Annotated in this window: 20 protein-coding genes; 8 read left to right on the forward strand and 12 right to left on the reverse strand. The window is 45.0% G+C overall.

All coding sequences use genetic code 11. From position 1 onward, the window contains the following. Positions 1-26: 26 nt before the first annotated feature. A complete protein-coding gene (locus L865_RS0109135) occupies positions 27-1,277 on the reverse strand; it encodes a methyltransferase (RefSeq protein ID WP_028772950.1) in 1,251 nt (416 codons plus the stop codon). Between the two features lie 65 nt (positions 1,278-1,342). Further along, positions 1,343-2,572, reverse strand: coding sequence for a chemotaxis protein (locus tag L865_RS0109140; RefSeq protein ID WP_245608417.1), 1,230 nt, complete (start codon positions 2,570-2,572; stop codon positions 1,343-1,345). 221 nt (positions 2,573-2,793) lie between these two features. On the opposite strand from L865_RS0109140, the gene L865_RS0109145 reads away from it, so the two are divergent. Beyond that, positions 2,794-3,033 carry a DUF1289 domain-containing protein gene (locus L865_RS0109145; RefSeq protein ID WP_028772952.1) on the forward strand — a complete coding sequence of 80 codons (240 nt, stop codon included), beginning with the start codon at positions 2,794-2,796 and terminating at the stop codon, positions 3,031-3,033. A 136-nt stretch (positions 3,034-3,169) separates the two neighbouring features. Here L865_RS0109145 and L865_RS0109150 read toward each other — a convergent pair whose 3' ends face one another. The 5 genes from L865_RS0109150 to L865_RS0109170 all read right to left on the reverse strand — a co-directional run bounded on the left by L865_RS0109150 (position 3,170) and on the right by L865_RS0109170 (position 9,321). Further along, positions 3,170-3,532 (reverse strand): YajD family HNH nuclease, encoded by a 363-nt coding sequence (locus L865_RS0109150; protein ID WP_028772953.1) that lies wholly within the window; start codon positions 3,530-3,532, stop codon positions 3,170-3,172. Between the two features lie 165 nt (positions 3,533-3,697). After that, positions 3,698-4,399 carry a phosphate signaling complex protein PhoU gene (gene phoU / locus L865_RS0109155; RefSeq protein ID WP_028772954.1) on the reverse strand — a complete coding sequence of 234 codons (702 nt, stop codon included), beginning with the start codon at positions 4,397-4,399 and terminating at the stop codon, positions 3,698-3,700. A 53-nt stretch (positions 4,400-4,452) separates the two neighbouring features. Then, a complete protein-coding gene (pstB, locus tag L865_RS0109160) occupies positions 4,453-5,271 on the reverse strand; it encodes a phosphate ABC transporter ATP-binding protein PstB (protein WP_028772955.1) in 819 nt (272 codons plus the stop codon). Between the two features lie 79 nt (positions 5,272-5,350). Then, positions 5,351-7,003 carry a phosphate ABC transporter permease PstA gene (gene pstA, locus L865_RS0109165; RefSeq protein WP_028772956.1) on the reverse strand — a complete coding sequence of 551 codons (1,653 nt, stop codon included), beginning with the start codon at positions 7,001-7,003 and terminating at the stop codon, positions 5,351-5,353. Between the two features lie 59 nt (positions 7,004-7,062). Continuing rightward, the gene (locus L865_RS0109170; protein ID WP_028772957.1) at positions 7,063-9,321 is read right to left on the reverse strand and encodes an ABC transporter permease subunit; all 2,259 of its coding nucleotides are present in this window, start codon (positions 9,319-9,321) and stop codon (positions 7,063-7,065) included. A 177-nt stretch (positions 9,322-9,498) separates the two neighbouring features. Between L865_RS0109170 and L865_RS0109175 the strand changes: the two genes are divergently transcribed. Together L865_RS0109175 and L865_RS0109180 are read left to right on the forward strand one after the other, a co-directional pair. Beyond that, positions 9,499-9,999 (forward strand): glycine cleavage system transcriptional repressor, encoded by a 501-nt coding sequence (locus L865_RS0109175; protein WP_028772958.1) that lies wholly within the window; start codon positions 9,499-9,501, stop codon positions 9,997-9,999. A gap of 211 nt (positions 10,000-10,210) precedes the next feature. Continuing rightward, on the forward strand, positions 10,211-11,005 hold the full coding sequence (locus L865_RS0109180; RefSeq protein ID WP_372847475.1) for a DUF2797 domain-containing protein: 795 nt from the start codon (positions 10,211-10,213) through the stop codon (positions 11,003-11,005). 50 nt (positions 11,006-11,055) lie between these two features. Here the strand turns inward: L865_RS0109180 and L865_RS0109185 are convergent, their stop codons facing one another. Beyond that, a complete protein-coding gene (locus tag L865_RS0109185) occupies positions 11,056-11,961 on the reverse strand; it encodes a bifunctional methionine sulfoxide reductase B/A protein (RefSeq protein ID WP_028772960.1) in 906 nt (301 codons plus the stop codon). A gap of 326 nt (positions 11,962-12,287) precedes the next feature. On the opposite strand from L865_RS0109185, the gene L865_RS0109190 reads away from it, so the two are divergent. The 3 genes from L865_RS0109190 (at position 12,288) to L865_RS0109200 (ending at position 15,571) form a co-directional block, all read left to right on the forward strand. Next, on the forward strand, positions 12,288-13,127 hold the full coding sequence (locus L865_RS0109190) for an isopenicillin N synthase family dioxygenase (RefSeq protein ID WP_028772961.1): 840 nt from the start codon (positions 12,288-12,290) through the stop codon (positions 13,125-13,127). 351 nt (positions 13,128-13,478) lie between these two features. Beyond that, positions 13,479-14,279: a substrate-binding periplasmic protein gene (locus L865_RS0109195; RefSeq protein WP_028772962.1), complete on the forward strand. Its 801-nt coding sequence runs from the start codon at positions 13,479-13,481 to the stop codon at positions 14,277-14,279. A gap of 185 nt (positions 14,280-14,464) precedes the next feature. Further along, positions 14,465-15,571 carry a phosphoribosylaminoimidazolesuccinocarboxamide synthase gene (locus L865_RS0109200; protein WP_028772963.1) on the forward strand — a complete coding sequence of 369 codons (1,107 nt, stop codon included), beginning with the start codon at positions 14,465-14,467 and terminating at the stop codon, positions 15,569-15,571. A gap of 72 nt (positions 15,572-15,643) precedes the next feature. Here L865_RS0109200 and lpxM read toward each other — a convergent pair whose 3' ends face one another. The 4 genes from lpxM to pheS form a co-directional block, all read right to left on the reverse strand. Further along, on the reverse strand, positions 15,644-16,582 hold the full coding sequence (lpxM, locus tag L865_RS0109205) for a lauroyl-Kdo(2)-lipid IV(A) myristoyltransferase (protein WP_028772964.1): 939 nt from the start codon (positions 16,580-16,582) through the stop codon (positions 15,644-15,646). Positions 16,583-16,699: 117 nt separating this feature from the next. Continuing rightward, complete coding sequence (ihfA, locus tag L865_RS0109210) at positions 16,700-16,996, reverse strand: integration host factor subunit alpha (RefSeq protein ID WP_028772965.1); 297 nt, start codon at positions 16,994-16,996, stop codon at positions 16,700-16,702. A gap of 4 nt (positions 16,997-17,000) precedes the next feature. Continuing rightward, positions 17,001-19,388 carry a phenylalanine--tRNA ligase subunit beta gene (gene pheT / locus L865_RS0109215; protein WP_028772966.1) on the reverse strand — a complete coding sequence of 796 codons (2,388 nt, stop codon included), beginning with the start codon at positions 19,386-19,388 and terminating at the stop codon, positions 17,001-17,003. A 15-nt stretch (positions 19,389-19,403) separates the two neighbouring features. Then, positions 19,404-20,387: a phenylalanine--tRNA ligase subunit alpha gene (gene pheS / locus L865_RS0109220; protein ID WP_028772967.1), complete on the reverse strand. Its 984-nt coding sequence runs from the start codon at positions 20,385-20,387 to the stop codon at positions 19,404-19,406. A 387-nt stretch (positions 20,388-20,774) separates the two neighbouring features. Here pheS and L865_RS0109225 point away from each other — a divergent pair, with 387 nt between their 5' ends. Together L865_RS0109225 and L865_RS0109230 are read left to right on the forward strand one after the other, a co-directional pair. Next, entirely contained in the window at positions 20,775-22,271 is a 1,497-nt protein-coding gene (locus L865_RS0109225) for a methyl-accepting chemotaxis protein (RefSeq protein ID WP_028772968.1), read from the forward strand. A 143-nt stretch (positions 22,272-22,414) separates the two neighbouring features. Continuing rightward, complete coding sequence (locus L865_RS0109230; RefSeq protein ID WP_051484540.1) at positions 22,415-25,048, forward strand: PDC sensor domain-containing protein; 2,634 nt, start codon at positions 22,415-22,417, stop codon at positions 25,046-25,048. Positions 25,049-25,136 lie beyond the last annotated feature (88 nt).

Here is a 25,136-nt window from a genome sequence, read left to right on the forward strand (position 1 = left end):
AGCATTTCAGTCGCAAGCTGCTTTTTTCAACGTTTTTTGGCCAAAATAAGCGCATTTCTTGGGGTGACAGTAAAATCACAAAAATTAAACAATTCGACACGGTAACCATGTGCCTGCAGATAACATACCCGGTCAAGTAATAACCAGCGCTCTAATACATGACGAAACAGGTGCGCCACCAAATCAATTCGGCGCGTTAATCTTTGCCGTTGTATACCCTGTGCCAAAAACGAGTCAGCACACCATGGCTTAGTCAATTTGAGCTGTTTTTGCTGCGCTGCCCAATGACAAAAATGCTCAAAACCCATTTTATGCTGGCTTTGTTTCATGGTGGGTACTGGTAAATACTCATCTACATCACGTTGATAGCGCTGCAAACTATCAAAACCTAAACGCCATGCGACCTGTTGTAACCGCAATTGCCGCTGACTGTCGCTGGCAATCACACTCTGTTGCAGTGGCAACTGCAAATCGTGGCGCGATAGCGTCAGTGTGCTTTGCTGGCCTAACTGACTGAGAGGTTGATAGTGTTTATCGCGGATTAAGTGATAACAACACGGCGAAATAGCGATTTGCTCCGTCGCCGACTGGCTAGCCTGTTTAAGCAACTGCACATGCAGATCGCCACAAGCATGCAAGGCAACTGCGGTTTGCTTAGCCTGAACGTGTTTTGCAGCACTCTCATCAAAGGCATCTTGGCAAACAAAATGTTGTGGTAAATGCCATTTGTCAGCAAACACTTGTCCCGCTTGGCACAGCGATGCCTGCCATTCAAGGCTCGTCACTTGGCAATCATGTTGCTTTGCTAGTAACCGGCCTAAATGCCCTTTACCGGCACACCACTCAAGTATTGGCAACTCGGTGCGCGGTACCACCGCAGCAAAAGCTTGAATTTGTTGCCACTTACGCCCCTTAATATGGGCGCTAAAATGAGGCAGCTCATCGACCGAAAGTGCTGAGGTTGTGCTGCTCTGATGATTAGCGACTTGATTGTGCAGTTGTAGGCCCAAAGTTTTGGGGTCAAGTAGCGATAACAGCTTGTCAGCCTCAGATTTCAAATCTTGTTGCAGTGCAGGACGTAAGCGGGCAAATAAGGTTTCAGGGCAACTGTCTAGCGCTTCAAGCTCGCTATCTTGCAGTTGCCATACTGCCTGTGCCAATTGCGGATATTGCTGTCGCCAAGGCAGTTGCTGGCAGTTAAACGCCTGTACCTGCCATAGTGCTTTGGTTTGCACTAGCAAGCTGTCGATTGCCGCAAATTGTTCAGCAAACCCCATATATACCGCGTCATGACTTGCGCCTACTCCGCTATCCACGACTGGTTTTGAACCTGCTAATTCTGTCATTGTGGCGCTGCACTATCACTGCGTTGCTGCATACGCTTACCAAGCCAAATGCCTAAAAATAGCGGCACAAACACCACCACCATAATAAATAGAATGATATAAAGGATGAGATCTTGTAGCAATTTGCCGAGCTCATCAAACACTTTGGCGACGGTCATTTGTGAGATATGCTCTAAATCCGCGGCCGCGGCGATACGCTCGCGAGCAATCATCTCTTCTATCGCTAAGCGCTCATTTTTAACCATGATAGTTAGCGCTTCACGCTCGCTCGACAGCTGCGCCATTTTATCATCGGTCACACTGCTCAATTGATTGAGCAAAGGGGTTAATTCACGGCGTAAATCAACGGCTAAAGATTGCATCATCTCTGGGCTTTGCGCCATTAGCACTTGAAATTTAGCTGAGGTATCAGCAATGCTAGCTAGCGTGCGCTGCACTTCTTCAGAGTTGATGTTTGAATGCAGCGCATATAGCTCTGCTTTCCAGCCTAATATTTTCGGCATCTGTTCAGATATCATTGCCATGCGATCTGAAATATCACTCATCACCTCAGGTAGAGTCCCAAAGGTGGTGACCGCTTCAAACTCGCTAATCTCGTTGTACTTTAACCAAGATTGAAACGCCGTTTGCCGCGCAAAACTGATATCAGGTAGCGGCTGACTCGCTATATACTGGTTAATGAATTTACGGTGCTTGTTAAAATCTGATTTGGAAACAAACCCTTGCACCGTGGTTTCAAAATCACGCTGTAATTGCTCACTCGCTTTAATGGCAATCCCTTGGTGTTCGCCAAATAATTGCTGACCGGATCCGTCACAAAAAAACGCATTCATTTGCGCCGTTAATGCCCAGGTATCCACCATGGCGGCCACAGGCGAGCTTTGATAGATACTGCGGCTGAGCGCCTCTTCAGCGTTAATTTTCCACATTAAGGTATTAGAGCGGATACTAATATCACCGCTTGCTGCTTCATCATTTTTAGCCAGTCGCGCAATGTCATCAGCAGCATGTTCGACGCCGATAAAAAACGTCTGACTAAAATCGCGACTAAATAGCCGCATATTAAGTTGCTCTTGAGGTAAAGGTTCAATACCACTTTCAAGTTTGACTTCTAACAAAGAGCACGCTGATAACATCGCCCCAAACGTAAACGCTAATGCGCTACGCCATAAACTGCGGGGCCAACGGCTTGCAGGCCTAATGTGACTGGGCCAATTTGACTTCATAAATTCCTCGTGACGCCATCCTCACCAACAGGCGAGCTTAATAGCAATTGAATCGTTTAAGTTTATCACCGCAACGGTGAGTCAACCAATATCGACAAATCGCTTTTAGCCTATTCTGTTGCTGCTAAAGTGAGCATTTATTAAAGATTGCGCCTGACAAGATTGAAGATGTGAACCAGCTCACATAAAATAGCGGCCTGTTTTTATGTTGAGATAGTTAAATGCAATCACCCTGCGTAGCAAAATGTGGCCTTAACGATGATGATTTCTGTGTCGGTTGCTTTCGACATATTGACGAAATTGTCGGCTGGTCTGCGGCAAGCGATGAACGGAAACAACATATTTGCCAGCAAGCGGCCGCACGCAAGCAAGATGTTAAAGGCACTGATAACAAGCAGATCATCAGCCGAGCGAAATGGTTAGCAGCAGAAGCGCGTATCGCCGATCGCCCTGTTGATTAGCATCGTCCTAATGCTTTACATGCTCTGGCTTTACACGCATTGCTTAATAAGCCTCGGCATGTGACTTCAAGCTAGCATAGACAAGGCGTGTCAGCTAAAATTACATTCTCGCTTGGGTTTAGCTTAACCTAGACCATCACTTCTTATTCATCATGCCTTTCAAATCCGCAAATGGATTATATGTAGCGGCTTCTACTTTGGTTTCAGTGGTGTCACCGTACTGAATCAACTCTTCATATTTAGCGTGTTCGTTGTCGTGGCAATATAAACACAATAGTTCCCAATTGGAGCCGTCAGAGGGGTTATTGTCGTGGTTATGGTCCACATGATGCACGGTGAGTTCTCTTAGGTTGGCATGGGTGAACTCGCGGGTGCAGCGGCCGCAGATCCATGGGTAGAGTTTTAACGCTTGCTCGCGGTAACCCGTTTCACGTTTGGCTTTATACTCTCTTGCTTGGGCTAAAACACGATCTAATTTGCTTTGTGGTTGGCTCGACATGATGCACACTCGGTCTGTAATTATGCCATTAGAATAATCGCCGCTATCAATAGATTCAAGCGCGCTAGGCCACATTACTTAAAAACCCTAGCGGGGGTGTTACTACATAAAAAAGCAGCGTGAACGCTGCTTTTTTAATTAGATAAGTGACCGTAATGAGTCTGATTAGATGTTTTTCATCTCTTCATAAGAGGTATGACGCACATCTTTACCTTTTACGTAGTAAATAATGTACTCACAAATGTTTTGGCAACGGTCGCCTACACGCTCTACCGCCCGAGCAGCCCACAATACGTCAAGTACTTCAGGGATTGAACGTGGATCTTCCATCATATAAGTCATTAACTGACGAATAATCCCTTCATATTCACTATCAAGCTTTTTGTCTTCACGGTGCAGTTCAATCGCCACTTCGGCATCCATACGCGCTAGCGCATCCAAGGTATCGTGCAATGTGCGGGTTGCATGGCGTCCCATGTTTTCAATGCTAACCAACAAAGGTTGTTGGTTCTTTAAGCGCTTATCGAGTGCCGCTTTAGCAATTTTTACGCAAGCATCACCAATACGCTCAAGGTCAGCAATCGTTTTTGAAATAGCAATAATCATTCGTAAATCACTGGCTGCCGGCTGGCGCTTAGCAATAATACGGGTGCATTCTTCATCAATCGACACTTCCATGCCGTTGACGCGGTGATCGCCTTCTATCACACGCTGCGCTAACTCAGCATCCAAAGAGACCAGTGCGTTAAGTGCTTCTTGCAACTGGTTTTCAACTAGGCCGCCCATGGCTAATACGCGATTACGGATATCATCAAGCTCGGCATTAAATTGGCCTGAGATATGGCGATTTAAATTCATGTTTTCCATTATGTTTTAACCTTAAGTATCTAATTTAAACTGGCACTATTAACCTAAAGCTATTAGCCATATCGTCCGGTAATGTAATCTTCTGTCTTACGCTGTTTTGGCGTTGTGAAGATGGTGTTGGTATCGGCATATTCAATCAACTCACCCATATACATAAAGGCAGTTTGATCCGATACACGTGCTGCTTGTTGCATGTTGTGTGTCACAATCACCACGGTGTACTTAGATTTAAGTTCGGTGATCAACTCTTCAATGGTTAAAGTAGAGATTGGATCCAGCGCTGATGTTGGTTCATCGAGCAGTAATACTTCTGGCTCAATGGCGATGGCACGGGCAATCACTAGACGCTGCTGCTGACCACCAGATAAACCAAATGCGTTGTCGTGTAGACGATCTTTTACTTCGTCCCAAATGGCAGCGCCACGCAGTGAACGCTCGGCAGCTTCATCCAATTCACGGCGGTTATTGATGCCTTGTAAGCGTAAGCCATAAACCACGTTTTCATAAATAGACTTAGGAAACGGGTTTGGACGCTGGAATACCATACCTACGTTACGACGTAGTGACGCTACATCAACTTTCTTGTCGTAAATATTTTGTCCATGCAGCATGATCTCACCACCAATATGGCAGTTATCGACTAAATCATTCATGCGGTTGATGCAGCGCAGTAGTGTAGATTTACCACAACCACTTGGACCAATAAATGCGGTAACTTTCTTCTTTGGTATTTTCATTGAGACATCAAACAATGCCTGCTTATCGCCATACTTAAGATCTAAATTACGGATCTCTAGGGCTGTTTGCTCAGGACTTAAGTTGTCCAAATCTAAAGTGTCTGTTTTCATTACCGACTTATCTATCGAAATCATATCTATTCCTAATCACTTCAGGATAACTGTTTTTAAAGCGCCCGACCACTTTGCGGACGCTTTCAAATCTGCTTGTAAATTAATGTTCTAGCGAACGGTATTTTTCGCGTAAATGGTTACGTACGGCAATTGCGGTTAAATTCAAACTCACAATCACAGAAACCAGTAAGAACGATGTGGCATAAACCAAAGGACGCGCTGCTTCAACGTTAGGGCTTTGGAAACCAACATCATAAATATGGAAACCTAAGTGCATGAATTTTCTTTCTAAATGCACAAATGGGAAGTTCATATCAATAGGTAACGTTGGTGCCAGCTTAACCACACCCACTAACATAAGCGGTGCAACTTCACCTGCTGCACGGGCAACCGCCAGAATCAAACCGGTCATAATCGCTGGACTTGCCATTGGGATAATAATACGCCATAGGGTTTCCGCTTTCGTTGCGCCCAGGGCTAAACTACCTTGGCGCACAGAGCTTGGAATGCGGCTTAAGCCTTCCTCGGTCGATACAATCACCACTGGCAAAGTCAAAATGGCTAGGGTTAGCGCCGACCAAATAACACCTGGCGAGCCGAATGTCGGCGTAGGCAGTGCTTCAGGGTAAAACAGTTGGTCAATTGAGCCACCTAACATATACACAAAGAAGCCCAGACCAAATACGCCGTAAACAATCGACGGTACACCGGCTAAGTTAATCACCGCGATACGGATCATCTTAGTTATCGGCCCTTTCTTGGCATATTCGTGTAGATAAATTGCGGCAACAACCCCAAAAGGTGTCACGATGACAGCCATCAGCATCACCATGAAGACCGTACCAAAGATAGCTGGGAACACCCCGCCCTCGGTATTGGCTTCACGTGGATCATGGGTGACAAAGTTGATTACCCCTTTCACCCAATGGGCTGCCTTACCAAACACGTTAAGACGGTTTGAGTAAGTCACCCCTAAAATGCTATCAAGTTTTAATGTGACCTCTTGGCCACGCATATCTTTAATGATCACCGCATCACGGCCAGCTTCTGCACGCAGGTCAAAGAACTGCTTTTCCAATACCAGATAGTCAGCTTGTAAGGTATCGCGCTGCGTTTGTAACTCAAGCTTACGGCTATCGGTCAGGGCATTATCTAACTCATAACGACGTTCTTTTAAACGAAGTTGTTCAAGCTTATGATTAATGGCGCCAATTTCACGCTTTTGTAGTCCTACCGCTTTTTCGCTGAGCTCTACCGCTCGCTCGATTTGCGCTTCAAACTCACTTTCAACATCTTCTGGGTTAAGACGCTTACCATTTTCGATAATCGCTACCGGGTAGCCATAGAAGTCACCATTCTTGGTGCGCTCCATTTTGGCAATCCCTTCAGGTGTTGAACGCGACACGATGTCGGTTTCCATCACCCAACGAAAATCTAGGCCAACAAATTCACGGTTACCGGTTTTAATCAAATAACGCGTGACGGTCTCACCCGGGTGGTCGTTAAACTTGTGACCCGCTGAGATTAAACGTTCAGTAGGCACTTCTTCACGGTCATAAATCTCACCAATAATGGTGGATTTTTGTCCCTGCTGATCAACTAGCTCCCATTGATAAATCTCTGCAGGCCAAAAGTAACTTAGGCCGCGCCAGGCAATAAGCAACAATAGCCCTAATACTGCGATCAAGCTGATGCTAACAGCACCACCTGTCATCCATATCCATGGAGCCCCTGATTTAAACCACTTACCCATTGCAACAACCTCTTACGGATTCAGGCGACAATACAATTACGTTAAACATCCATTTCCCCTTACAGTGAGCTGTAGCGTTCACGAAGACGCTGACGGACCACTTCTGCAATGGTGTTAAAGAAGAAGGTGAAGATAAACAACACGAATGCGGCCAAGAACAACACACGATAGTGTGAGCTGCCAATAGCAGACTCTGGCATCTCTACGGCAATGTTTGCCGCTAAGGTACGCATACCTTCAAACACGCTCCACTCCATAATCGCGGTGTTACCCGTTGCCATTAGTACAATCATGGTTTCACCCACAGCACGGCCTAATCCCATCATTACGGCTGAGAAAATACCCGGACTTGCGGTAAGTAGCACAACGCGTGTCAATGTCTGCCAGTTGGTCGCACCTAAAGCCAAACTACCGTTTGATAGGTGACGGGGTACTGAGAACACCGCATCTTCAGCAATAGAGAATATGGTAGGAATAACCGCGAAGCCCATAGCAATACCCACCACTAGTGCATTACGCTGATCGAATGTAATTCCTAGCTCGTTAGTGATGAACATACGCGAGTCGCCACCAAAGAAGGCTAATTCGATGGTTGGGCTAATGTAGAATGAGAACCAGCCTACAAAGATAATCACCGGCAGTAACATCAGTTCTTGATAGACTTCAGGTAAACGCTGTTTCCATTTACCTGGCAAGTTATGCCACGCAAATGCGGTAGTCAGTATCGACAGTGGCAACAGCAGTAATAGCACCAGTATGCCCGGCAAGTTGTCTTCAATCAGCGGCGCTAACCACAGACCCGCTAAGAAACCCAAAATAACCGTCGGTAAGGCTTCCATGATTTCAATGGTCGGTTTAACAACGGCGCGCACTTTTGGTGACATGAAGTAAGCCGTATAGATAGCACCAGCAATCGCCAATGGCGTTGCAAATAACATCGCATACAGTGCCGCTTTCATGGTACCGAACGCTAAAGGCGTCAAACTTAACTTAGCTTCAAAATCATCTGAGCCTGAGGTTGACTGCCATACAAACTGTGGCTCTGGGTAACCTTCGTACCAGACTTTGCTCCACATCGCACTCCAAGAAACTTCTGGGTGAGTGTTATCAACGCTAAATAGGTTTAACTTATTGTTAGCTTCGACCACCAACGCATTCGAACGTGGGGTAAATCCGAGCGCTGTTGGGTTTTGGATATCAAAAGTTTCAGTGAGCAGCTTACGTTGGCTAGTGGTGTATAGCAGGTTCAGTTCGCCTTGCTCACTGACAGTGATGAAGCTTTTACGATAAAACTCACTCGCCATAGCTGCGATAGCGGTTTTGTTTTTGAATTCACGGATTTGTTGGTACTGACGACCTTTATCACCGTTAACTTGGAAATACTGCAACACCAAACCATTGTCGTAAGACACCAACACTGAACTCGCGCCAGCGAGTAGCGTAACATCAGTCACTTTGGCCTTGCTGCGTTCAAGTTCAACTACTTGTAGTAAGCGCACGGCTTCTACATCGCGAATGTCATAAACAAATAGCTTGTTGTTCGCTCTTAACATAAGTTGACGCTGATCTGGCGTCATCAGTTGCTGATCAACACGTTGTGGTGCATCGGCAATAATGCCGCGATAGCTGTACCACTCGACCTCTTCGGTCATCATGTTCTCTTCACCCTCTTTACGAGTGAGATACCATGTTTGGTCATCACCTTGATACGCAAATGACATTTTGTCACTGGCATAGGCAAACGCGAGGTTATTTAGCGGCGCGCCATCAAGTGCTACCTGCAAAGGTTGCTCACCTAAAGGCAAGCGCAGCTTAGGCGTGATAAGACGCTGGTTGTTTGGATAGGTAACGCCAAAGTCAATCCCTGCGAGGATAAGCTGACCGTTAGATAGGCCAAATGCAAAACGTTGCTCACTTGGGACAGAAACCGCACTACTCACAATGCTCGCATCGGCAGGGATGGTAAGCTTATTGGTTTCAATTTCGCTACCGCTAGATGCGCGATAAAAGCTCACCGTGGCATCTTCGCCAACACGGTAAAGTACTTCATTTTGTTCATCTGCGCCGACCATTAATGCCGGAGCACTAGTTTCATCGAGGCTAATTTGGCTTACGGGCGCGATTTCTGCACCGTCAAATATTGGCTTTACTACATAAAGCAAATAGAAAAAAATCAGCAGTAGTGCCACAAAAACCATTGTGCCACCTAAGGTTACACCTGCCTGTGTTAATCTATCTTTTATCGCCCTTCTACTCGAGCCCTTACCCATTAATAGGTTTGTTGCCGTAGAACCAGGTTGAGATACCTGAGCTTCCATTAAAAACCTCGTTTATTATGTTTCAGTAGACTTTTTTCTGGGATTGTGAACAACGCTATGCTAACAATAGTGTTCGCAACCCATTTCAGACGAGTGGGATTATATGACGTAAAGATGACACTAGTGTTACAGTGGGGCAATGTCAGCTTTTTTATTAATTAGTGGAGTTTTATCAAAATGTTACGATATTTAGTAACCTTGCAGGTAGCCGACAAAACGGGTTTAGTCGAGCAAATCGCCCATGCAGTCAGTCGTCACGGCGGTAATTGGTTAGATTCTGAACTGCGTCACATTAATGGTATTTTTGCTGCCATTTTGTTACTTGAAGTACCGGCAAATAATTGGGACAACTTAGTCGATAGCCTAGAGTGTATAGAAGGCCTAAGTTTAACGTATGCAAAGACTGGGCAAGAAAGTCAACCTTCACAACAACTTAGCTATAGTGTCGTTGCCTATGACCGCCCCGGTTTAGTGCATGAAATCTCCAATAAGATCAATGCTACGGGTATGAACATTGAACATTTTAGTACCCAGTACGAAAGCGCAAGCCACACAGGCGTAGCGCTATTCAAGGCGACATTTATTGTCGGCCAGGCGGCACAAGATAGCGATGAGCGCTTAACAGAGGCGCTTTATACTATTGGCGATGACGTGGTTTTGGACAAGCTCGAACGCTAATACCTGCACATAACAGAGACTCATGGGCCAGCCTTTACAGCTGGCCTTTTTTATTAACAAATATATCCTGCATTTTCTGCCTATTTCGAGCCAATGCTAATCGATTAAATCGTTCTAAGTTGTCTATGATAATCTGTTAGACTAGCTACCAAATCATAAAAATAGCTTTGGAAACGCAATGTCAAACACCACTATTGGTCATATCAGAAAAATGAAGAGCGCACTCAATGCGCAAGGTGAAGTTAGCTATCAATTGCCACTTGGCGATCAGTTAGTCGACATGAACCCGTATATAGGCAAAACACTGACATTAGTGCATACCGGTAATATTCACTGCTGTAACTGCGGCAAGAAAACAAAGAAAAGCTACTCGCAAGGGCACTGTTTTGTTTGTATGAAGAAACTTGCTAGCTGCGACATGTGTATTATGAAACCGGAAACCTGCCATTATGATCAAGGTACCTGCCGAGAGCCTGAATGGGGGCAAGCCAACTGTTTCGTACCCCACTATGTTTACTTGTCGAATACCTCAGGTTTAAAAGTCGGCATTACTCGTCATACTCAACTGCCTACACGCTGGATTGACCAAGGCGCGACTCAAGCACTCGCAATACTGAAAGTATCAAGCCGCCAATTGTCAGGGCTTGTTGAAGTTGAGCTGGCAAAAATGATCGCAGACAAAACCAATTGGCGTGCAATGCTTAAAGGCGATGAGTCACCAATGGACTTGCAAGCCAAAGCGGCTGAATTGCTACCAGAAATTGAAACACGCTTGCACGAACTGGCAATGGAACATGGTGAATACGCCATTGAGAGATTAGACAATGCACCCCAGTCGATCTCATTTCCGGTGAGCCAATATCCAACTAAGATTAGTTCGCACAATTTTGATAAAAACCCCGAAGTATCCGGTGTTCTTCAGGGCATAAAGGGTCAGTATTTAATTTTTGATACCGGCGTGATTAACCTTCGAAAATTCACCTCTTATGAAATTGAATTGAGTTAATCAACCTAGCTGCGTTGGCACTTAGCCAACGCGGCCTTGTTCTACGTGCCCTACTTTAGCTTGTCAGCAAATAACTGTTTAACTTTATCCACTTTCGGCTTAACCACTATTTGGCAGTATGGCTGCTCACCATGTTGAGCAAAATAGTCATCATGGTATGACTCAGCAGGGAAAAAGCGGTCGAAAGCACTCACTTGAGTGACGATAGGATCGGGCCATAGCCTAGCTCGGGTCATCTGTTCAATATGCTGATTAACGCTATCGCTTTGCGCACTATTATGAATGAACACCACTGAACGGTATTGCGGGCCAATATCGTTACCTTGACGGTTTAACGTTGTCGGATCATGGCTTTGCCAAAATACAGCCAATAACTCATCAAAAGAGATCACTTTGGGGTCAAACTCAATATGAACCACTTCAGCATGGGCGGTCGATCCGCTACAAACCGCTTTGTAATTCGCATCTGACTCATCACCACCGCTATAGCCAGACTGAACGGTTAACACACCGGCTAATTGACTAAATACGGCTTCGATACACCAGAAGCAGCCACCGCCAAAGGTTGCAAATTCAGTCGTACTTTGGTTTTGTGCCAGATCATCTAATGCTTTAAAACTCATGGAGACTGAGTTGACGCAATGGCGCAAGTTTTTGTCTGTTAAGCGCTCACCGGCAAAAACATGGCCTAAATGGCCATCGCAACCACTGCATACGATCTCTGTTCGTTGGCCATCGGCATCTGGAATCCTGTTAACTGCCCCGGCAATCTCATCATCAAACGCAGGCCAACCACAATGGGCATTAAACTTATGTTCGCTCAAGTAAAGCGGCTGATCACAACGCTTGCAAACATACACCCCCTTAGCATCATGTAGGTGGTACTCACCGCTAAAAGGTCGCTCAGTGCCTTTTTCTTCAATGACATATCGTTCGAATTCAGTTAACTCACGCATTAATACTCTCCAACTCTCTAACTCGCGATTGCTTATAACTACCTAGACCGGACTTAAGGTCAATTTCTGTCATCATTTGCAGCGATAACTCAACTGAGTCAACAGATTAAGTATCCGACTAATTTACTAAGATATTAGCAAAATTATTTTGCTGATGCTTGTTTACACTCATCTGACTGATATTACGTTATTAATGGACTTTTTCGATCACCTAAACCTAAATTAAAAACAATAAAACAGTGACTTATGTCACACTTGTTTGCAGGCTAAAATAATGCAGGCTACTATCTATCTTGGGTCAAACATACAATAAAAGCGAAAAGCAGATGCAACTACCAACCATAAATTATCAAGCAGCAGATAGTGCGCAGCAATTTGTCGAGTCATTAAGAGAGACTGGCTTTGGGGTGCTCACTCAACATCCCATTGACAAGCAACTCGTTGAAACCATTTATCAGCAATGGCAAGACTTCTTTAATAGTGATGAAAAACAGCAATATTTGTTTAAGCCGGAAACTCAAGATGGCTTTTTCCCAGCTGAAGTCTCTGAAACCGCCAAAGGCGCAACAGTTAAAGACATTAAAGAGTACTACCATGTATACCCTTGGGGACGCATCCCACCTGCTTTAAAAGACAACATTATTGCCTATTATCAGCAAGCTAATGACTTAGCAGCAGAGTTGCTAAGCTGGGTAGAAGCTCATACACCAGCAGAAATTGCCGTCAATTACTCTATTGCTCTGCCTAAAATGATCGAGCAAAGCCACAAGACACTGTTGCGAATTTTACATTACCCACCAATGTCTGGTGATGAAGAACCCGGTGCCATTCGTGCCGCCGCACATGAAGACATTAACTTGCTTACCATCTTGCCCGCAGCCAATGAGCCCGGACTGCAGGTTAAAGCCAAAGACGGTCAGTGGTTAGACGTACCCTGTGATTTTGGCAATCTGATCATCAATATTGGAGACATGTTGCAAGAAGCCTCTGGTGGGTATTTCCCATCAACCACCCACAGAGTGATTAACCCCGAAGGGGCAGATATGAGTCGCTCTCGTATTTCGCTGCCGCTGTTTCTCCACCCGAAACCAGAAGTCGTGCTTTCAAGTCGCTATACCGCAGACAGCTATCTAATGGAAAGGTTACGTGAACTGGGTGTGATCTAACAAAACAACCCCTTTAGTGCCACGGCAAGTCAGTTTAAGTCGCCAAGACTTGAGCTGACCCCGCTCCAATCAACTTAAGAGTACGATTGGTTAAAATAGCTAAACATGCGGTTTAGCTTGGCTTATGACGCGGATAATGCCTATAAAGTGGTCTGTGTTCGCGTAAAGCACTTTACTAAACACATAACAGATAACGGCAATCGTTTTACGCTAGAATCTACCTGCCACTACAGCATCACAAAAACTTTAAAAACATCAACTTAATAGCAAATTTTGCTTGCTATCACGTTTACATAATATTATGTTTTAGCCTTGATGGTATTAACATAATAACAAAAAAGGTTGCGCTGGATGTACAAAAGGCTTGTCGTCTTCTTGCTGCTATTCGCACCGTTGTCAATTGCAGCCAAACCACTAACTTATTTGGTTATCGCTCAGCAAGCCGAGCCGTTTCAAATTGTGCATAGCCAAACAGACGCCATTGAATACAGCGGCATCATTACCGATATCGTCAACCATCTTGCAAAGCACTACCTAAAACAACAACTGCGTACTGAACACGCACCTTTTTTGCGTTATATTCGCTCAATGAATGAAAAACAGATGCAACCTTGGATTAGCTACGGCTCTCCAGTATGGGCCCAGCATCAAGCGGTCGCAATTCAAAACACTCACCTAGTGGCGACCCCATTATTCACCGTGCACCATCAATTGCTTACCCGCTCTGCCGACCCGTTCCACTATCAGCGTATCGACGATCTATTTGGTGAAACGGTCATATTGCTTAAAGGGTACAGTTACCCAGGCCTGCAACAATACATAGACTCAGGCCAGATCAAAGCTTTTGCGGTCAATAGCCACCAGAGTGCACTCAATGCGCTATTGAATAACCGCGGTAAGGGCTTTGTCTCTATGGGGATTCGCAGTCATTACACCATTGAACGCTATGGGTTTAACAAACGCTTATTTGCCTTTAATGATTTCTCCGACACCATTAAACCAAATAACATCCATATTTCTCACAACGAAAAAATGCCGCAGAGATTAATCAATCAGCTTAATCACGGCATCATCAATATGCATCAAGAGCATAAGATTGCCGAGATTATCTCGCGTTACACGGTGGCGACCAGTCCAGCACCAAGGTTGTAAACTTGCCCATATTCACAGCAAGAACATGCTTCGAGGTCAGCCTATGCACAGTTAATTTTCTTAATATGAGAACACACTGTTTAGCAGTTGAAATTGCGACTGAAATAGCTGTTGAGCGAGTCAAGTTCTGCTACAATTCCCGCCGAAAACTTCCTTCACCAACATGATAAATAACAATAGACCCTATGAATCCGTCAAACAAAGTTTTAGCCGTCAACGACGACCTGCCGATCCGCACTGATAAAGCGGTTCACTCTGGAAAAGTACGCAGTGTCTATTGGTTAACCGCCGCAGATAGTGCGCGTCTTATTGAACAAAAGGGTTACGATGTACCCGCTGATACACCATTGGCTATTATGGTGATAAGCGATCGTATTTCGGCGTTTGATTGCATTTGGCAAGGCGAAAATGGCTTGAATGGTGTACCAGGTAAAGGCGCAGCGCTTAATGCTATTTCCAATCACTGGTTTAAATTATTTAAAGAGCAAGGCCTTGCAGATAGCCATATTTTGGACGTGCCGCACCCATTTGTTTGGATTGTACAAAAAGCCCAACCTATCATGATTGAGGCCATTGCTCGCCAATACATCACAGGTTCAATGTGGCGTGCGTACAGCAATGGTGAACGAGAGTTTTGCGGAATTACTTTGCCTGAAGGGCTAGAAAAAGATCAAAAACTACCAGAATTACTGATCACCCCGTCTACCAAAGGTATTTTAACCGGCCTTGAAGGTGTGCCTGAAGCTGATGATGTCAATGTATCGCGCAGTGACATTGAGCGTCACTACGCAGGCTTTAATTTCCGCAATACTGATGATATTAGTCAGTATGAAAAGTTGCTTAAACAGGGCTTTGATGTCATTAGTGCCGCACTGGCTGAGCAAGATCAGATTTTTGTTGATACAAAATTTGAGTTTGGCTACGTCAATGATGCAAGCGGTAACCAAAAGCTAATCTACATGGATGAAGTCGGTACGCCAGATTCATCACGTATTTGGGATGGACCCGCTCGCCGCGAAGGTCAAATTGTAGAGAAATCAAAAGAAGGCTTCAGACAATGGTTGCTAAACCACTTCCCTGATCCCGATATTTTGCTGAACAAAAACCGCATGCAAGAGCGACTCGCCCTGGCAACTGACAATAAGTTACCCACTAGCGTAATGATGGATATTTCCAACACCTATGTCGGAATTGCCGAGACCGTTATAGGGAAAAAGCTCACCCTCAGTGATAATCCTCGTCAAGAAATTATCGATGTACTGCGCAATGACTATCAATTGATCGTTGAGTGATCGTTGGTCGCAAATAACAAAGAGCCGTCATCTCTATAACGGCTTTTTTGTAACAACAGCTCCAGGCTATCTTTACTGATAAATTGAAGGCTCGCCAGCGGGGCGAGTTTGCAGCACCTTTAAGAACCACATATATTGCTCAGGATAGGCTTTAATCACCTGCTCTACCGCTTGGTTAAGCGCAAGCGCTTCATTGTCTTTACCCTGCATTGATTGCGGATCTATAGGCGGCATAACTGTGAGTTGGTATTTACGCTTATCCTGATCATAACCAATTTTAACCGGCATCACTTGAGCGTTACCCGCCTGTGCTAGCCGCCCTACTACCGGCAAAGTGGCTTTTACGGTCCCTAAAAATGGCGCGAAAATACTTTTATCAGGCCCCAAGTCTTCATCGGGCAAGTAAAAAAAGCTATTACCCAATTTAAGTTCAGACAATAGCGCTCTAATGCCCGCTTCACGCATATAAACATTGCCACCTTGAGAGCTACGCATGCGGTTATTAAACCAATCAAATAGTTCATTGCGATGCGCTTTAGCCATTGTGACCATAGGTAACTGAGTGTTAAGCCGCAAACCAGCATACTCAATTCCCCAAACATGGGGCATGATAAATACCACTGGCTGCCCAGCTTTTTTTGCCTGCTCTACGTGCTCGAAACCATGTAGCTCAACACGGCGCTTTAAATTAGCCGTAGAGCGCACCATTAATTCAGACTGCGCCAGTAGTATCATGACAAAGTTTTCGACATTCTCATGAATTAACTGCTCGATTTCTGTAGCTGATTTATCAGGGAAACACGCTGTAAGATTTGCCCTCGCCACGCGCAAAGGTTTCTTAGCGATCTTTTTTACCAGCTTGGCCAATTGTTTTGCGATGGGATCACGTAGCCAAGCGGGTAACAATCCAAATCCAACCAACACTCCGATAGCCAGCCAAGTTGACCATAATTTGGGGTGTAATAACGACAACCTAAAACGGCGGTCAAAATATTTTGGTTTTCTAGACAAAAAATAAACCTCAAACACACATGTTTTGGCAAACGGATTGTTTGCAATATTTGTTAACAAGTTGCCTAACAGAAAAAGCCACTCATAAGAGTGGCCTTTAAAGAGACTGATGCAGTATTACTTGTCTGCGTTAGCTTCTTCTACTCTGCTTTTAAGCTTCTGCCCCGGGCGGAAAGTCACCACTCGACGAGCTGAGATCGGGATATCTTCACCAGTTTTTGGGTTTCTTCCCGGTCTTTGATTCTTGTCCCTTAGGTCAAAGTTGCCAAAGCCAGATAACTTGACCTGCTCACCACTTTCTAACGCTTGACGAATTTCTTCGAAAAACGACTCAACCATCTCTTTAGCTACTCGTTTGTTAATTCCAAGCGTTTCAAAAAGATGCTCTGCCATTTCGGCTTTGGTAAGTGCCATACTTTTAATCCCTCAACAATGCGTTGAACTCTGACTTGAGTTCAGAAACTACCTTATCTACCATCTCAGCAATTTCTTTTTCTTCAAGTGTACGAGTGTTGTCTTGTAGTGTAAGTGCTATCGCCAGACTCTTTTTGCCTGTTTCAACACCTTTACCTTGGTATACATCGAACAAGTTTAAGCCAACCAACTGATTTTCGCCAACTTTTCTTATCAATTTTACAACATTTCCTGCTGACACACTTTCATCAACTACGATGGCAATGTCTCGACGGTTTGCTGGAAACTTAGATACAGTCTGGGCTTGCGGCAAACTTGCGTGTAATAAAGCGTCTAATTCAAGCTCAAAAACAATGGTCTTTCCATTAAGACCAAATGGCTTTTCTAGCGATGGATGAACCGCACCAATGACACCAATTACTCGATCATTTCTTAATATTTCAGCACATTGCCCAGGATGAAGCGCTGGGTGTGTTGCTGATCTAAAAGTAAATTCTTGTTCTGAAACTGTCAAGCCGATAATTGCTTCAAGGTCACCTTTAAGATCAAAGAAATCGACTGTTTTGGCTTCCATTGACCAATGTTCATCATTTTGCGTCCCAGAAATTACCGCGCCTAACATCGCTTGTTGACGAACGTTAGAATCAGCTGTTTCGTCAGGCACGAATCGAAGACCCGTTTCAAATAAACGCACTCGGTTTTGCTGACGGCTTTGGTTATAGCCCACTGCGCCTAATAAACCGGTAAACATTGACAAACGCATTGCCGACATTTCAACAGAAATAGGATTCGGTAGCACCATGGCTTCTTGCTCAGGGTGTACTAAGGCCTGCAATTTAGGGTCAACAAAGCTATAGGTCACCGCCTCTTGGAAGCCACGAGCGACTAGCATGCTGCGTACACGGCGTAAGTTAATGTCTGACTCTTTATGGTCAGGCATGCTCAATGAAGCCACAGGCGCAATGTTTGGAATGTTGTTGTAACCGTAGATACGTGCCACTTCTTCTATCAAGTCTTCTTCGATAGCCATATCAAAGCGATAGGTCGCAGTAGTCACACTCCAGCTGCCTTCATTGACTTCAACGCTAAAGCCAAGGCGAGTCAAGATTTCACTGACGTCGGCGTCGCTAATATGATGACCTAGTACACGGTCAAGCTTACTACGACGTAACACGATGTTAGCCGGCTTAGGTAGGTGTTCATCAGATTTAGACTCAACAACTGGGCCAGCTTCACCGCCACAAATATCCAGCACTAAACGAGTCGCTCTGTCGATAACTTTATGCTGCAGCTCAGGGTCAACACCACGCTCAAAGCGGTGTGAAGAATCAGTATGCAGGCCAAGTCGACGAGACTTACCCATAATCGCAAGTGGTGCGAAGAAAGCACACTCAAGCATAATATCTTGAGTTTTATCCGTTACGCCTGACGCTTCACCGCCAAACACACCTGCTAATGCCAATGCTTGTTGCTGATCGGCGATAACTAAGGTGTCATCCGGTACGGTGATTTCATTGCCATCTAGTAAGGTAAGCTTCTCTTTACCATCAGCAAGGCGAATCGTGATATCGCCATTGAGAGTAGCCAGATCAAACGCATGCATTGGCTGACCAAGCTCAATCAATACATAGTTGGTCACATCAACAATCGGGTCGATTGAACGTATACCACTACGGCGTAACTTCTCTTGCATCCATAATGGTGTAGGCGCTTGCAGGTTAACACCTTTAACAATACGACCTAAATATCGTGGGCATGACGCTGGCGCTTGGTTGTCGATAGCAATGACATCATCAATTGATGGCGTCACGGCATCCCAACTCGGCGTGGTCACTTCCGCACGGTTTAGAACGCCGACTTCACGAGCTAAACCTACCATACCTAAACAGTCGGCACGGTTCGCAGTCAAATCTACATCAATAACGGCATCTTCTAGATCAAGGTACTGGCGAATATCGGTGCCAATAGGGGCATCGCTAGGTAGTTCGATGATGCCATCGCTTTCGATATCAATGCCAAGCTCACCGTATGAACAAAGCATGCCGAAAGATGGCTGACCACGCAGCTTAGCCTTCTTAATTTTAAAATCACCAGGTAGTTTAGCCCCTACCATTGCCACAGCGACTTTAAGCCCCTGGCGGCAGTTAGGCGCACCACAGACGATGTCAATCAATTCGGCTTCGCCGACATTAATTTTGGTTACGCGCAATTTGTCGGCGTCTGGGTGTTGGCCACATTCAACCACTTCACCAACCACAACACCGCTAAACTCACCAGCAACGGCGTCAACACCATCAACTTCTAGACCAGCCATCGTAATTTGATGTGATAACTCATCGCGAGTCACCGCTGGGTTGACCCACTCACGGAGCCAAGATTCACTAAATTTCATGCTGTTACTGCTCCGTTATTTGAATTGCTTAAGGAAACGTAGGTCATTCTCGAAGAATGAACGTAAATCGTTAACGCCATAACGCAACATCGATAGACGCTCAACCCCCATACCAAAGGCAAAACCTTGATACTTTTCAGGGTCAATACCTACACTGCGCAATACATTGGGATGTACCATGCCGCAGCCAAGCACTTCTAGCCATTTACCGTTCTTACCCATTACGTCAACTTCGGCAGACGGTTCTGTGAATGGGAAGTAAGATGGACGGAAGCGTACCTGTAAATCTTCTTCAAAAAAGTTACGTAAGAAATCGTGCAAGATACCTTTTAGTTCCGCAAAGTTAACGTTCTCATCCACTAATAACCCTTCAACCTGATGGAACATTGGGGTATGCGTCTGATCGTAGTCATTACGGTAAACACGACCTGGAGAAATAATACGCAAAGGAGGTTGTTCATTTTCCATGGTACGGATTTGTACGCCTGAAGTTTGCGTACGTAACATGGTTTTCGGATTGAAATAGAACGTATCGTGATCGGCACGTGCAGGGTGATGCTCAGAGATATTAAGCGCATCGAAATTATGGAAATCATCTTCGATTTCTGGCCCTTGCTTGACACTGAAGCCCAACTCACCAAAGAAAGTTTCAATACGTTCGATTGTACGAGTGACTGGGTGTAAGCCACCATTATCAATGCGACGGCCAGGCAGAGTAACATCGATACTCTCAGCTGCTAACTTAGCTTCTAGCTCAGCGGCTTTTAGCTTCTCAATACGCTGTGTTAGTTGCTTTTGAACAGCTTGTTTTGCTTGGTTGACAGCTTGACCAAATGCTGGCTTTTCTTCAGCACTTAATTTACCCATCATCTTCATCATGTCGGTAATCTTACCTTTCTTACCTAGGTAATCGACACGAAGCTCATCGAGGGATTTTAGATCATTTTCCCTTTCGATAGCCTCCAAGGCCTGTTCTACGATCTCTGTTAAGTTTGACATCATCTCTTCCAGTGCGGTTGGCCTAGCTTTTTAGGCCATGGCGTTCATTGCTAGCTATTTATCTTACGAAAATAGAAAAAGAGACAAATTTTACGTGAGCTTGGCGACTTTGACTAGGGGTAATTGGTTCTTTTTTACCACAAAAACCGCTTATATTGGTCGATGCGGCTTTATTGAACAACCTAAATCCTTACCTTGACTATTTCTCGCAGTCTGCGTCAATGCGATATACACTCTTGAAGATAATAATTACAAATGCGTAACCTTAAGCGCGCAAATAAACAACAGTTAATTAAAATATCGTCATTTATCGATTAAGTTGTTCGATGATGAACCGATAATAACAAAGACAAGCAATGAAACCGCTAGCCGGATAGAGAATGAACTATGAAAGAAGTCAAATTTCGTTGGATAGACCAATACCTTATCCATCTGACACTAAAAGCCAAATTTACTATTTTAGCCATCATCCCCATTGTGACTCTTATTGCACTATCAGTACTGCTGTATAGTCAGTTCAGCAATAAACTCTCAAGTAGCCACCAACAAGCCGCCATCGAACACGCTAATCAATTAGTGCGGGTTGCAGAGATCAGTCAGCAATACATCAATCCCGAACAGCAGCAACGTTTTATCGATGACTTACGTAATGCAGGCCTAGTCCAGCCTACGCAGCAGTTGTCCTCATCGCTATTGCAAGCGAAAAGACAACAACAAGCCGTTAGCCAAGGTTCGAAGCAAATCGCGTTAAGCAATACCAGTGGCGATCTCACCGCGACACTGCCGGTGGCCTCCCACCGCGAGGCGCTGGCTGAATCACGAAATATAGTAATTGGTGCATTAGTATTGCTCATTTTGGTGGTATTAATCAGTAGCTATTACATTTCCACTTTTGTTGGTGGCGCACTTTATACCAGTGTAATGGCATTAAAACGGGCCGCCGACGGTGACTTAACTGGCCGTCTGAACTTTTTTGAAGTAAAAGATGAGTTCAGTATCTTAGCAATCAGTATCGACACGTTAGTTGAGCGCCAACACACACTAGTTAAACGATTAACCCAAGCAAACGATCAGATCCGGCAAGTGGTGCAAGATTTCCGCCATACCGCAGAAGATGGCCAGTCTCTCGCGGCAAATCAACGCTCGCACCTTGATTCTCTGGCAACAGCCATGGAAGAGATGACAGCCGCAGTAAAAGAAGTCGCTCGCAATGCGGAGCAATCATCGCTTGAAACCCAAGAAGCCAACCATCAAGTGGAAAAAGGCTCCAAAGATATTGCAACCACGGTTGACGCTATTGGTGTGCTATCTAATGAAATTGAAGATGCTTCAAATGCCGTCACCACGTTAAATGATAACGCGGCTAAAATTGATGAAGTCGTCACCACGATTAACGCCATTAGTGAGCAAACCAACCTATTGGCATTGAATGCCGCCATTGAAGCCGCACGCGCCGGTGAACAAGGACGAGGGTTCGCAGTTGTCGCCGATGAAGTTAGAACCTTAGCAGGCCGTACTCAAGAGGCAACGGTAGAGATCAAAGCGATGATTGAGTCATTACAAACAGGCTCAGAAAACCTGACACATGTAATGAAACGTACTGTTGATAAAGCTGAGGAAGGCAAAAAACATGTACTCAATACCGGTGATGATCTTAACGCCATCTCTCACCATAGTAACAAGGTTTATGAAATGAGTGTGTTAATTGCTACATCGGCCGAGGAGCAATCAGCCGTGGCCAATGAAATTGCCACTAACCTGATGGAAATACGCAATCAATCTCACAACGTTGAGCAATCGGCAAATCAATCTGTCTCAGGTTGTGATGAATTGCATGCTACAGCTGAAGAGCTTGACCAACTGTTAGTTGGGTTAAAAATCTAAACACTGTGAAACCTATGTTTACAATAAATCAGGAGCTGCGGCTCCTTTTTTATTACGTGAAAATAAACAACAGTTTAATGATTGTTAAATTTGTTCTATGGTAATAGACAGACTAGTAAAACCGCTTGGACACCGCAGTACCTATGGAAAAACCGAAAGACAGTAGTGTTTTGTCTGCTAATAATCACTGGCTTAACAGCTTACCGTTTAAACTCTCTGTTATTCAGTTTGCCGTCGCAATCGTCATTATTGCCACCAGCATGTGGTTAATATTTTCTATAGAAACCAAGCATCATATGGAAACCGAGCAAACTTTGAGCCAAAGTAAAGGCCAAGCCATTGTCGCGTTAGCTCAAGAAGATGTCGCTAAAATTGAGAGTCTTGCACTTGCTGTTGGTAGCATTGGTGAAACCTATCAAAAGCGCAGTATTGAGATTGCCAACTTGGTCCCTCCCATGTTGGATATTAATCATTATCATAATTTAATTGTGGGCGGCGGCGTATGGCCGGAGCCTGGCGCATTTAACGAGAATAAACAGCAAGACAGTTATTTTTGGACCCGCAGCGATGATCAGCAATTTGTGCGGGTATACAGTTACAACGACGACGGCGAGCGCTACCAAGATGAGCCTTGGTACAAACCCACCCGTTTTATTCCCCATGGCAGTGCTTATTGGTCTCCCGCCTATACCGACCCGCACACTAAGGAAATAATGGTTACCGCATCGGCTCCTATGTGGCGCGACCATGAATTCATTGGGGTGTCTACGGTCGACATTCGCCTAGAAGCTATCAATAAGTTTTTTAATAGTGCAGATTTTACCGCTAATGCCGGTGGCTATGTGTTTGTGCTTGATAGTCTTAATCAGCTATTGTCATACCCACTTGATACCCAACCCAGCGGCGAATCAAGTACCACACCTGCTGCTGATGCGTTTCTGGCGCAACCTTTTACCAGTTATGCTGCAGCTTTCCCACAAATGGAACCTATTAATGAAGCCATAGCCGTGGCAGATAGTGACTTTATTAAGCGCTCAGAGCAGTCGCCGCTATATCAGGCAGAACAGTTAGACGAGTTATTTGAGGGGGTGAGTCGCTCGCAGCGCATTAAACTGGCAGCCATTATTAATGCCAATACCAATCGCAGCGAAACCACCACCAAAATGATCTCTACCTTCTCTATTGAACGAGACCCGATGCAAGGTGAGTCAGCCTTAGTAACGGTCTTTATAATGCCTAAGACCCATTGGAAAGTTGTTCTGGTTACACCGGTCTCCTCCTTGGCAGCACAAGCGAATACGGTGGCCATTAAGATTGGCGCGTTTTTACTGCTATCTCAGCTAGCAGCGTTGTTTATTTTGTTTCTGAGCCAACACCGATTATTTGTTAAACCTGTGGCGGTAATGGCCACCAGTTTAGATGAAGGTAACACCGCGCAACTTGAGCTCGATGCCAATACCCGCAAAGATGAAATTGGTAAGTTAGCAAGGGCCTTTATTGCCAGAAGCCATCAGCTTGAAGTGGCCTATGCGAGCCTTGATGCTAGCAACTTAGCGTTAGAGCAGCAGTTAGTCGTGCAAAAACAAGCACAGAGTGAACTCAAGGTTAAAGAAACGGAACTGAGTTCATTATTAAATGCCTCTCAGAACCTTATCTGCATTAAAGATGTCGATGGTAGCTACAACTTGGTTAATGACAAGTTCTGTGAAGTGATTGGTATTGAAAGAGACAAGCTCATCGGCTTACGGGATATCGACATCTACCCGCCTCATATCGCCGAAATCGTTGCTCACCACGATAGTATTGTCTATGGGACCGATAAGCCCCACTGCTTTGAGCAGCCCATACCGACCGCCCATGGCGAACAAACCTTCTTGGTATCTAAGTACCCTATTAGCAATGCAGAAGGCATGGTCACCTCTATTGGCGCGATGGCAATCGATATTAGTCAAATCACCAATCAGCGTGATGAGCACACCGAAACCATTAGTGAGCTAAAACAACAGCTCAACACCTTACAGACGAATCAATTGGCCCTGCAACAAACAATTGAAAACGGGACTAAACTGCAAGATGAGCTAGCAAAGCAGTTGGCACATTCACAGCAGTTAGCCACCATCAACCATCAAAACCAAGGGCTATATCCGCAGCTTATGGACAATGCGCTATTGGCGCTATCAAACATTCAAGAGCAGTTATTCACCCACCTGAATCAACCACAATCGACTGAACACAACGAGCAACAGTTCGCCATGTTGCTCGCGAGGCAAACCGATAATTTACGTCACTTACGTCAGTTGCTCGGCCATGCCACAGATGGCCGCGCGATCAGGTTATCGCAGTTCTTATTACACTTTGATGCGATTATGACGCCGATACTGGCAGAAAAGCGCATTCGCCTTAATGTGAGTGCTAAAAATGCCAAGCACGTACAGTTGCCGCCATTGACGTTGCTGCAAATATTTTTTGGTTTACTGCAAAACTCAGCGTCAAGGGCATTCGATCCAACCAATATCCCAGACAATGCTGAAATTGAGTTGTCGGTAGTGGTTAATGATCAATGCATCGCCATCGACATTCGTGACAATGGGGTTGGCTTAGACAAACAACAATTAGAAAAGCTCAATCAGATGCTCGCCCAACGAGCAGGCTCAGGTACCTTGTATGAGCTGGCATTCTGGCTCAACACAGAGTTTGATGGCCAACTGCACATTGATAGTGAAGCCCATCAATATACGGCAATATCTTGTCAGCTCAAATTGACCCACTTTAGCTAGGGCTCAAACAGATTAAAGGTCAAACAAATTAGCAATCTGGCTGCTTGGTGGGTGCTCAAAGGCCTACACAAGGGTTTGAAATGAGAGA

The organism is Shewanella waksmanii ATCC BAA-643, assembly GCF_000518805.1.
GTDB lineage: Bacteria > Pseudomonadota > Gammaproteobacteria > Enterobacterales > Shewanellaceae > Shewanella > Shewanella waksmanii.